General features: G+C 64.8%; 8 protein-coding genes. 3 read left to right on the plus strand and 5 right to left on the minus strand.

Annotated elements, in window-relative coordinates; all coding sequences use genetic code 11:
* The first annotated feature begins 231 nt into the window (after positions 1-231).
* Positions 232-1,011, plus strand: coding sequence for an IclR family transcriptional regulator (locus CKO27_RS09740; protein WP_200374692.1), 780 nt, complete (start codon positions 232-234; stop codon positions 1,009-1,011).
* Between the two features lie 19 nt (positions 1,012-1,030).
* On the opposite strand, the gene CKO27_RS09745 is transcribed toward CKO27_RS09740, so the two are convergent.
* The 3 genes from CKO27_RS09745 to CKO27_RS09755 form a co-directional block, all read right to left on the minus strand.
* Positions 1,031-3,520, minus strand: a complete 2,490-nt coding sequence (locus CKO27_RS09745; protein WP_242470830.1) for a sensor domain-containing protein — start codon at positions 3,518-3,520, stop codon at positions 1,031-1,033.
* Positions 3,517-4,773 carry an HD domain-containing phosphohydrolase gene (locus CKO27_RS09750; RefSeq protein ID WP_200374693.1) on the minus strand — a complete coding sequence of 419 codons (1,257 nt, stop codon included), beginning with the start codon at positions 4,771-4,773 and terminating at the stop codon, positions 3,517-3,519. Before CKO27_RS09750 ends, CKO27_RS09745 begins: the two co-directional genes overlap by 4 nt.
* 313 nt (positions 4,774-5,086) lie before the next feature.
* Positions 5,087-5,617 carry a DsrE family protein gene (locus CKO27_RS09755; protein WP_200374694.1) on the minus strand — a complete coding sequence of 177 codons (531 nt, stop codon included), beginning with the start codon at positions 5,615-5,617 and terminating at the stop codon, positions 5,087-5,089.
* Between CKO27_RS09755 and CKO27_RS09760 the strand changes: the two genes are divergently transcribed.
* Both CKO27_RS09760 and CKO27_RS09765 read left to right on the plus strand, forming a co-directional pair.
* Complete coding sequence (locus CKO27_RS09760) at positions 5,616-5,903, plus strand: YdhR family protein (RefSeq protein ID WP_200374695.1); 288 nt, start codon at positions 5,616-5,618, stop codon at positions 5,901-5,903. The two genes, CKO27_RS09755 and CKO27_RS09760, sit on opposite strands and share 2 nt — an antisense overlap.
* Before the next feature lie 19 nt (positions 5,904-5,922).
* Positions 5,923-6,768 carry a GNAT family N-acetyltransferase gene (locus CKO27_RS09765; RefSeq protein WP_200374696.1) on the plus strand — a complete coding sequence of 282 codons (846 nt, stop codon included), beginning with the start codon at positions 5,923-5,925 and terminating at the stop codon, positions 6,766-6,768.
* A 1-nt stretch (position 6,769) separates the two neighbouring features.
* On the opposite strand, the gene CKO27_RS09770 is transcribed toward CKO27_RS09765, so the two are convergent.
* Positions 6,770-8,065, minus strand: coding sequence for a peptidase MATCAP family protein (locus CKO27_RS09770; RefSeq protein WP_200374697.1), 1,296 nt, complete (start codon positions 8,063-8,065; stop codon positions 6,770-6,772).
* Positions 8,066-8,260: 195 nt separating this feature from the next.
* Complete coding sequence (locus CKO27_RS09775; RefSeq protein WP_200374698.1) at positions 8,261-10,867, minus strand: DEAD/DEAH box helicase family protein; 2,607 nt, start codon at positions 10,865-10,867, stop codon at positions 8,261-8,263.
* Positions 10,868-11,013 lie beyond the last annotated feature (146 nt).

The raw sequence follows: 11,013 nt of genomic DNA on the forward strand, positions 1-11,013 counted from the left end.
CGCCAGACCACCCCGCTCAGGCCATCGCCGAGCGCTCGCCGAAGCGGGCTCCACGCTCGGCGTCATTTCGGTTATCCGTTGAACCGACCAGGCGGGCAAGCTAGGAGAGACGATCCAGGATGGGTTGGAGATCGGTCGGCCGAGGCCGTTTTGCGAGAAGCGAAAGCATCCGTAGGGACAAACTCCGACACATATGTTTTCATAATACGAAAATACGTCGGATAATTTCCCATGAACCAGGAAGACACCAGTCAGGCGACCCGTATCCAGGTCATCGACCGCGCGGCCTCGCTGCTCGACGCCATCGCCCGCTATCCGGATCCCGTCAGTCTCAAGATCCTGGCGGCGGAGACCGGGCTAAACGTCTCGACCGCGCATCGCATTCTGGCGTCGCTGATCCAGAACCGTTTCGTGGAGAAGGACGCGGCCAGTCACTACCGACTCGGGCTGCGGCTGCTGCAACTGGGGGTGCGGTTGCACGGCAACGTCGATGTGCGCGCCATCGCCCGCCCCATCATGGAGGATCTGCGCGACCGCTTCGGCGAGTCGGTGAATCTCACCATCCGCGAGGGCGACTCCGTGGTCTATATCGAGAAGGCGACGCCGAATCGCATGATCCATGTCCAGCAACTGATTGGCGCGCGCGCCCCGCTGCATGTGACCGCCGTCGGCAAGCTGATGCTGGGCGCGGCCGGCGAGGACGCGATCCGCGCCTATGCCCAGCGCACCAATCTCCCCGCCTACACCCGCAACACCATCACCACCCTGCCCGGCCTGATCGCCGAATGCGGCCAGGCACTGGCGCGCGGCTACGCGCTGGACAACGAGGAGGCGGAGATGGACGTCGGCTGCATCGGGGTGTTGATCCATGACGGCACGGGGAACGTGAGCGCGGGGCTTTCGGTCTCGGCGCCCATCGCGCGGCGACGGCTGGAGTGGGTGGAGGATCTGATGGAGGCGGGCCGGACGCTGTCCGCCCAGTTGGGCTACTCGGTTCAGGCGGTTTTCTAGACCGCGGACGACGTCCCATTCACGGGGATCGGACCGGCCCCTCGGCGAGACCGATCCGTTCCACCAGGGCCACGAAGTCGGATGGCGCCAGGGCCGGGGAACAGAGATAACCCTGATATTCATCGCAGCCAGCCTCCAGGAGAAAGGCCCGCTGGATGTCGTTCTCGACACCCTCGGCGATCACCCGCAGGTTGAGGGCGCGCGCCAGATTGATCACGGCGGTGGCGATCGCGGCATCGCTCTCGTCGTCGGGAATGTCCTGCACGAACGAACGATCGATCTTCAACCGGTGAATTGGAAATCGCTTCAGGTAGGCCAGGCTGGAATAGCCGGTCCCGAAATCGTCGATCGCGAGCCGCATCCCGAGACCAACCAGGGTGTCGAGCCGAACCAGGGTCTCGTCGACGTTCTGAATCAGGATGGATTCGGTGAGTTCCAGTTCCAGCCAGCCGGGTGGCAGATGGCTCTCCGCCAGCCATTGCGCCAGGGACTCGATGAAATTCGCCTGCTGGAACTGCACCGCCGAGACGTTCACCGACATCGTCAACCCGAGGCCCTGGGCCTGCCACAGTTCGCCCTGCCGGATCGCCTCGCGCAGCACCCAGCCGCCAAGGGCGACGATGAAACCCGTCTCCTCGGCGATCGGGATGAACTGGCCTGGCGGGATCTCGCCCAGATCCTGGTCCTTCCAGCGCAGCAGGGCCTCGGCCCCGATCACAAGACCGCTCCGCAGATCGACCTGCGGCTGGTAGGCAAGGCGGAAATGCCCCGCCGCCAGCGCCTCGCGCATCGCATGATCGAGCTTCATGCGGGTCAGGAGATCGACGTTCATCTGGCGCCGATAGAAACGGAAATCGCCGCGCCCGCGCTCCTTGACGTGGTACATGGCGCTGTCGGCGTTCTTGATCAGGTCGTCGAGGGTCTCGCCATCCTCCGGGTAGAGTGCGATGCCGATGCTCAAGGTCAGGGAGAATTTCATCCCGTCGATATCGAACGGCCGGGCCATGGTCTCCAGCAGCCGGCGCGCGGTCTGTTCCGCGCCGAATCCGTTGGCCTGATGCAGCAGCAGGACGAACTCATCGCCTCCCAGACGGGCGGTGGTGTCGACTTGGCGCAGGCACTGCTTGATGCGTCGCGCCACCTCGACCAGCACGCGGTCGCCGAAGATGTGCCCCAACGAGTCGTTGATCTGCTTGAACCGATCGATGTCGATGAAGAGCACGGCAAAGCTGGTCCGGTCGCGCTGGGCGAGACCGATGGCGAATTCGATGCGTTCGGTGAGACGGATGCGGTTGGGCAGGCCGGTCAGGGCATCGGTATAGGCCAACTGCTCGATGCGCTGGCGCGCCGCCGCCGCCTCGGACAGATCCTTGACGAAACCGACGTAATGAAAGGGCGCCCCATCGGCGTCCAGAACCCGGACCAGCGAGACCAGACAGGGAAACGACACGCCGTCCTTCTTGCGTTGCAGGAGTTCCCCCTGCCAGAGGCCGTCGCGGGCCAGCGCCTCCTCGATGGCGCGGTGCGGATAGTCGCCAAGCCAGCGATGGAGCGACTGGGTCAGGGTCTGTCCGGTGAGTTCGGCGGACCGGCAGTCGGTCATGCGCTCGCACGACGGATTGACGGCCACGATGCGAAACTCGGGATCAGTGACGAAGATGGCATCGAGGCTGGCCTCGAACACGCGGGAGGCGAGCTTGAGACGTTTCTCGTCGGCCAGTCGCTGGGTGATATCGCGAAACGAATAGACGCGCCCGATGGGATGACCGCGCGCGTACTGCGGCAAGGTCACCCGCTCCAACACCTCGCCACGCCGCAGCACGAGCAGATCCGATCCCTCCAGCAGTGGATCGTGGCTGATCGCCTGGATACGCGCGGCGTAGTCGCCGGCATCGAGCACCTCGCGCGCCATCCAGTCGTAGATCCCGGCGTCGTTGCGTTCGGTCAGGAGCGACTCGGGCAGATTCCACAGCTCGGCGAAGCGTTGATTGAAGCCGCGGATCGCCCCGTCGAGATCGGTGACGAGGATGCCATCGGCGGTCGACTCCAGGGTCGCGCGCAGCTCGGCCACCAGTTTTTCCAACTCGCTCTCGACCGCCCGACGCTCGCTCTGGTTGGCCATGCCGACGATATAGAAGGCCCGGCCATCGGCGCATTGCACCCGGCTCACCCGGCGCAGCACCATCACCAGGCTGTCATCGTGACGGCGCAGCATGGTCTCCGACAGCAGTGAGTCGGCTCGCCCGGCGGCCACGTCCTCCCAGAAAAACACATCCTCCGGAGTGACGGCCAGCTCGATCACCGGACGCCCGATCAGGCTCGCGCGCGAGAGTCCAAGCAGTTCCTCGGCCACCCGGTTGACGGCGACGATACGCAGATCCAAGGCGTCGACCAGCCAGGCCGCCTCGATCAAGCCCTCGATGAGCGCTTGCCAGAGGTCGAGACGGTTACCCGCGCCGAAGTCGTCCGCGGCCAACCCATTGGGTGAGAGATCGCGCATCCGGCTCATCGGCCCTCCCGCGCGTCGCTCGGATCGCGGGCGCGCTCGAAGAAATAGCACATGCGCTGGCGTGGCGAGAGATAGTCGAAGACGGCCCGCGGCAGTTGCACCGGTTTCAGACTCTGGCGGATTCCCAGGTCGGGCTCGTCCTCGAGATCGACCACCAGGGCCTCCTCGCGCGCCACCCGCGGGTCATGGATGAGTACCCGCGGCTTCAAGGGACGCGACGCGCTCACCGAGACCACCAGGGCATGCCGGCCATCGGTAAGCATGACGATCGAGCCAGGCGGATACACTCCCATCATGCGGATGAAGGCGCCCAGGATGTCGGCATCGAATTTCTTCCTGGACTGGGCGAAGATCAACGACAAGGCTTGGTGAGGCGTGATCGCCGCCACGGGATTAACCGGATTGCAGAGGGTGTCGTAATGGTTGACCAGGCTCACGATGCAGGACTCGGACGTCAGGGCCTCGCCCGTCAGACGCCGAGGAAAACCGCTTCCGTCGACGTATTCATGATGCTGGGCGATGATCGCGCGCGCCTCCGACTCCAGGCGCATCCGCTCCGCCAGTTTGACCCCATGGGCGACGTGTTGCTGGAACAGGCCGCGCTCGGCGGCGCTGAGTCCGTCGACGCGCCAGCGCAGCCGCTCCGGCAGCTCGATCTTGCCGATATCGTGCAGCAGGGCGCCAAGTCCGAGCCCGCCGAGCCGCGCGGCATCGAATCCGAGACGCTTACCCAGCAGCAGCGAGATCACCGTCACGTTGATCGAATGCAGCGTCGCCTTCTCGCCGGCCTGCTCGGAGAGCAGGCGGATGAAGGATTCACCTTGACCGAGGAGCTTTCCGACCAGATCGCCCACCATCGTCTCGGCCCGCTCCCGCGCGGCCTCGGGTTCGGCCGGCACCAGCTTGAGAATGTCGCGGAAGGCGCGCGTGGCGCCGGAGAACTCCCGCTCGCAACGGTCCAGGCTCGCGCGCTGGGCAAGCAATAGCTGGCGGCGCTCATCGAGCGGCGAGGGCAAGACCCCCGGCGTCTCGGCCACCGACGCGGCCACGCTGGACGTCGCCAGATCGCTCCTGTCCGGCGACCAGCGCACGCGCTTCAGACCCAGGCCGCGAATCGTCTCGATCTGATCCGGCGAGGCGATCTTGAAGTTATTGAGGGCAAATGGATGCCCGATCCAGCCCAGATCCAGATAGATGTACATGCCGACGCACAGTTCGTCGACATCGATGAATTGCGCCTGGGTATCGCTCACGTCTTCGAGTGCCTGTGTCGGAGCCCTTAGGCGATTTTAGGGCCGCCTCGGTTAAGCGCGGATCAAGCGCTATCCGCGGGCGCGGTGTCGATGATGGCCGGTTCCTCGCTCGCTTGGGTTGCCCAAGCCATCCGCCTGCTAACTTACATCAAGTCGGATGCGGTTTCGTCAACCCCTGGTAGAAATAGCTGGCGGCTGACCAGACTTTCCAGCCCCGATCCGCAGGATGGGCAAGGCGAAGCGTGCCCATCTTTTCAGCGATCAACGCCGACGTCGATCCCGTCGATTCGCCCCCTCGGCACCGTCCGCGCGATCAGCGAATCTCCTCGATGGTCTGTCGTTTGATCATGATCTGGGGGGTGATCAGCGCGTAGCCCTGAAGCTGCCAGTGGGCCAGCTCGGTGATGGCGGAGGGCGCGATCTCGATGAAGTCGTAGAAATCCTTGGCCGAATAGCCGTAGTCCTGCGCGGCCAGGCCGCATACCCGGAATCTCACCCCCAGCTCGGCGTAGTATTTCATGCGCTCCGCGGCCTCCTCGTACTTCGCGTGGTTGTGCTTCACGGTGGTGACGATCTCGGTGCCGTGGATGATGACCAGGATATCGAGCGACTCCGGCGAGTAGTTATAGGGCGCGTCCATGAGCGGGTTGATCAGGGAGCGCAACCAGTAGAGCGCCGCGTTGATCTTGCGCGGTTCGTCCAGATAGAAGTCGAGCACCACCTTCTGAGGCCCGTAAGGGGTTTGCACCACCTGGGCCTCCGCATGCGCGGAAGGCGACGCCGTCAGACAGGCGGGGACGATGAACAGCGCGAGAACCGGAACGGCCAGGCGGTTTGGATTCATGGCGGATACCCAGGGCGGTGATCGCGGTCGGATAAGTCCCCATCTGGGGTTCGTTGGCGCGAATCCCGAGAGTGCCGCCGCCCGACCGGGCGGCTGGAAAATCTGGACCGAGAACCCCGATACCGGCGAAGTGGGCGGGATCGATCTCTTTAACGACCGAGCCTCGGCCCAGTCGTACCGAACGATGCAGGGTCAACGTCCGCAAGCCCTCGGAATCTCGGGCATCAACGGCAAGCTGTTCGACGTCAACCCGGAGCTGTCCCGGATCGACCGGGCGCCCCTGTAGCTCAATCAAGGAGGTCGCTATGCACATTCGCTCCATGACCCGCGACGAGATCGGCCTCGCCCTCGATTGGGCCGCCGCCGAGGGCTGGAATCCGGGTCTCTTCGATGCCGATCCCTATCAGGCCGCCGACCCCGAGGGATTTCTGATCGGACGGATCGCAGACGAGCCGGTGGCCATGATCTCCGCCGTGCGACATGGCGAGGACTTCGGCTTCCTGGGTTTCTATCTGGTGCGTCCGGACCGGCGCGGACAGGGACACGGCTGGGCGATCTGGCAGGCGGCCATGGAGCGCCTGGCCGGGCGGAACATCGCCCTCGACGGCGTGCTCGCGCAACAGGAGAACTACCGCCGTTCCGGCTTCCAGTTCGCCTACCGCCATGTGCGTTACCAGGGACAGGGCCATCCGGCTCCCGCGCCGGTCCCCACCGCTGGCCGACTGGTCCCGCTGGACACCTGGCCCTTCGCGGATCTGGCCGCCTATGACCGCGCCTTCTTCCCGACCGAGCGCGACGCCTTTTTGCGACGCTGGATCGCCCAACCCCGAACCCTGGCGCTCGGCCTGATCCAGAAGGATCGTCTCGTCGGCTATGGCGTGCGACGCGCCTGCCGTCAGGGACACAAGATCGGCCCGCTCTTCGCCGACACGCCAAGCGCCGCCGAGACCCTGTTCAGCGCCCTAAGCGCCCAACTCCCCGCCGGCGATCCGATCTACCTCGACGTCCCCGAACCCAACCCAGCCGCCGTCGCACTCGCCGAGCGCCATGGCCTGACGCCCGTGTTCGAGACCGCCCGCATGTACACCGGCCCCATCCCCGATCTGGCGCTGGAGCGAACCCATGGCGTCACCAGCTTCGAGCTAGGCTGAATCAATCCTCCGCGCGCGCGGGCATCCGCACCACCGGGGCGCTGTCCAGCAGCTTGCTCGCCACCTCGACGATCGGCTCCAGATTCACCCGGCTGCTGAAGACGGAAAAGGTCAGGATCGCCAGCAGATAGCGCGGGTCGCTGATCCAGGGCGGGAGAAAGCGCGGCGCTCGACAGAGTCCCATGGCGTACAGCTCGCACAGGGCCGGAATGTCGAAGAGATCCAGCTTGCCGCAGAACAGCAGACTGAGACAGTCGGCCCGCCCGGCGGCGAAACCGGCGCGAATGAAGTTGTTCACCTGGAGTAGCCCCAGCAGATAGACCAGATCCTTGGTAAAGGGCGCGCCGCCAGTCATGACGCCACCGCGAAACACCCGCCGCGTATTCTCGAATGACTGATCCGGGTCGCCGGTCCGCTCCAGATAAAAGCGGTAGACCTCCAGGAAATCCGCCCCCTCGATGGCCATCTGGATCGCCAGCACCCGATCGGCCAGACGCCGCAGCCGATCCAGCTCGATCGATCCACTGATGATCTCCGCGAACACCGCCAGCCCCTCCTGGGTGCGCGTGGTGCCCGGATGCCCGGCCGCGAGCAGCGGCAGATCGGTTTGCGCCTGGCCGTTGAGCGAGGTGGCGACGTGGATATGGGCCTCGTGATGCAGCAGTTGGGTGAAATCACGATCGGTGAAGCGCGCGCCACGCCGCACCCGAATTCTCCGCGCGGTCGCCAGGGCATTGGCGGAGAGCCGGTCCACCAGCTCGATGGCCGGAGCCTGATCGCCGAAATGGGCACGCACCGCGCGCTCCAGATCCTCCGCCACCGACTCCGCCGAGTGGTAGCAGGGCGGGGCCGTATGGATCTCGATGTGGGCGAGATTGGTGATGGTATCGAGAACGCTTTGAGCCAGATCGAGCGGCGTCACGGGCACATAGCGCAAGGGCGCCGTCGGCTCGCCATAGATCTGGCGGCCGTACTCGAAAAAGCCCGTGGTCCCGACCGCCGCCAGCATCCGCGCCCCCAACTCGATCGACAGCGCGTGACGGTCCAGCCAGAGATCGATAGTGGTCACCGGGATGATACGGCGACGCGCCTCGCGCACCGCCTCGATGCAGGGCGTTGGATCGAAGGCCGGATAGCTCACCTCCGGCAACTCGCGACCATCCTTGGCCAGAAAGATCTCCTTCACCTCCGGCGCCCAGGCCAGCGTGCTCAGGATCCGCAGCGGCCGGCAAGCCCCGTGGAGCACACGGGTGATATCGCGAATACGCTCCTTCTCACGTTCAGTCGCGTCGGTCATACGGAAACACTCACGAGGTTGGCGAGGATGTTGGTGGATGACTCTGGACAGTCCTTATCCTGGACGAAGTTCCGTGTGTTCGCCATGAATGGACGGATCCTGAAAGCCCGGACCCTGTCGCACCGACCAAAGGCTCCGTCTCCTGGCGTGTGGAACACGGCTCGATCTTGAGTCTCGATACCCTCAAACGATCGATCATTCAACCAAGAATTCGTTGGGCAGCCTAGTCTTCCAGTCCGGCATCAGCACCAGATCGCACTGCACGACCGTCCCGCTGACGTCGATCAGGTCGATCTCACCCACGCGCGGAGCCTCCTCGATGGCGTAGTGATCGGACATGAGCCGCAACACGGCTTGCTTGTACTCGGTATCGAGATTACCCGCCAACTGAGCACCCTTCGTTTCCAGCGCTACGATCCGCTTCCTTCCCTCGGTACGTTGCAGGGCAAAGATGAAATCGGGGTAGATCCGCCCTCGCCGCCAGCCCTGAATCCCGTACTGCTGGCGGGCGACGTTGCGATGCCACCAGGTCAGGGTCGCCTCGCTGTCGAGATAGACCGCAATGTCGCGCTCGTCCTGACTGGAAAAATCGCCTTTGTAGAGCGGTGCGAACAGGCTTTTTTGCAGTGGTCCGCCGCTCTTTCCGATCAGTTGCTCGGCGCCTTCCGGCTCGTAGGTGTCGGCCTGGAACGGCATCCGCCAGTTGTGCCCATCGGTCCTCAGCCGAAACTGAATCCGCCCCTCGGCGACCGCCGCCCGGAACACCGCCTCGGCCATGCGGTCGCGTTCGCTGTCCAGCCAATGGCGCAGTTGCTCGATGATCAACCCGCCCACCGTGCCCAGTTTCTCGGCGTCGAATCCGCGCGCGACCAACCCCGACAGCAGGCGCCCGATGATCTCGCGGGCCATCCAGGGATTCGGCACCAGATCGGAGACCATCCGCACCGCATAGGCGGGATCAAAGCGCAGCCTCTCCCCGCTGTGACCCATGACCTCGTCAAGGATGCGTTCCTTGCCCACATCGGCCAGCCGGAAGCGGCGCATCTGCTGTTCGACGCTCTGCGCGTTGTCGGGAATCCGCGCGATCAGCGGCGCGGGATCGAGCGCCGACCAGTCTAGGTGGAACAGGATGTCCTGCTCATAATCGAGCGGCCGGATCCTGCCGCCTTCCACCGACAGCACCTGCGGCAGATAGATGTCAGTCTTGGCGAATGCCGCGCGCCGGGGAACCTGACGGACGCCGGCGCCACGCCCCCCGCTGTCGCCGCTGATTCTGAGTTCTTTCACCAGATCGCCCAGCCCGTCTTCTTGCAACCCGGTCTTGATGGCCTCCACCACGCCCGCCGTCGCGGCGTGGTGAGTGATGACATAGCTTTCGTCAAGTAGAGGGATACCCGTCTTGTCGGCCTGTGGCTGGCGCAGGATGCGCCCGACCAGTTGGGTCAGCGCCGACAGATTCTGGCTGGCCGCCAGGGCGCAGAGCACATAGGCGAAGGGGCAATCCCAACCCTCCTGGAGCGCCTGCTTGGTGATGATGACCCGCACCCGGTTGGCCGGTGAGAGCAGATCCTGATTCTCGGGGTTGGCCAGTTCGTTGGTATCGGCGGTCTTGATGGCGATTTCGGCCTCGTCCAGCCCCGCCGTGAGCAACCAGTCCCTGGCGTCGAGCGCATGGATATGGACGCCGTCGCGTTGATCGCGGCCGGTGCGTTCCACCTGGATCAGCAGGATGGGGCGAATATAGCGGCCACGCTCGCCGTGCAGACGCCGCGCCTCGGTATGCAGCCGATTCAGCCGGTCGAGCGCCGCGCTCAGGGTATTGCGCCAGTCGGTCCCCTGGCGGGGATCGAGATTCAGGGGCATCTTGATCATGCCCTCGCGGTCCAGTTCGGTCCCCAGCACCTCGACCAGGATATTGGCATGGCGGGCCGGTCGCGGGTTCGCGCCGCCTCGCGCCGCCACGTCCTTGGGGGTCGCGGTCAGCTCCAGCACGAAACAGGGGTTGAAGCCGTAGAGGGTCGCGAAGGCCAGTTCCGAAATCGCCTTGTGACCTTCGTCCATGACCACTACCGGGCGGATCAGGCGCAGCGCGTTCCCCAGCGAATCCTTGACCAGCGGCCAGAAGGCCCCGGCTTCGGCGGATTTGCCGTAAGCGTCGAGATTGGGGATCTGGTCCAGCACCAGCCGATGGGTTTCCACGTCGCCCTCGGGCGGAAAGAACCCCTGCACGTCGCCGCGATCGCGAAACATCTTCAAGGATTCGCGGCTCTGCCGGTTGGCCGATGGCAGCATCAGCAGCATGACGCACAGATGCGATTCGACATCGCGGGCGTCGAGCGGATCGGTCTTTTCCAGGATCCTCACCCGCCCCGCCGCCGCGCGGTCGAGCATCTGCCGATAGGGATGCTGGCGGTCGGTCAATTGGCGCTTGGTCTGGCTGTAGATCGCCTCGTTGGGCACGATCCAGAGCACAAAACCGGTGTTGCGGCCCAGATAGCGCCCGAAGAGCCGGGAGAGCGCGGCAACCGCCAGATAAGTCTTGCCACCGCCGGTCGGCACCTTGAACACGGCATTGGGCGTTGGCCGGCCGATGCCATCCAGGCGCGGTGAGTAGGGGATGGCCACGCGCGAGGGTGGAAGCTGGCCCACCGTCTTGAGGGCCTGCCAGGTCTTGACGGGGAAATCGGGCACCTCCCGCAACAGATCCGGGTCGGTCTCTCCGACATTGGCGGCGCTGATCTTATCCGCCTTCGCCTTCTGTGCCGACAGCTCGGTCAGATAGGCGTCGAACGTGGTCAGCACCGAATGGCACTAAGATAAGCCCAACCTGCTGAAACGCATGAGAAAGGCTGGCGGTGGTGGTAGGCTGAGAGTGGCCAAACCCAACTGCCCACCCGTGGAGCCAGCCCCCATGCATCCTCGTCAGCGCGCCGCGCAGCGGCAACGAC

It is taken from the genome of Thiocystis violacea (assembly GCF_016583575.1).
Classification (GTDB): Bacteria; Pseudomonadota; Gammaproteobacteria; order Chromatiales; family Chromatiaceae; genus Thiocystis; species Thiocystis violacea.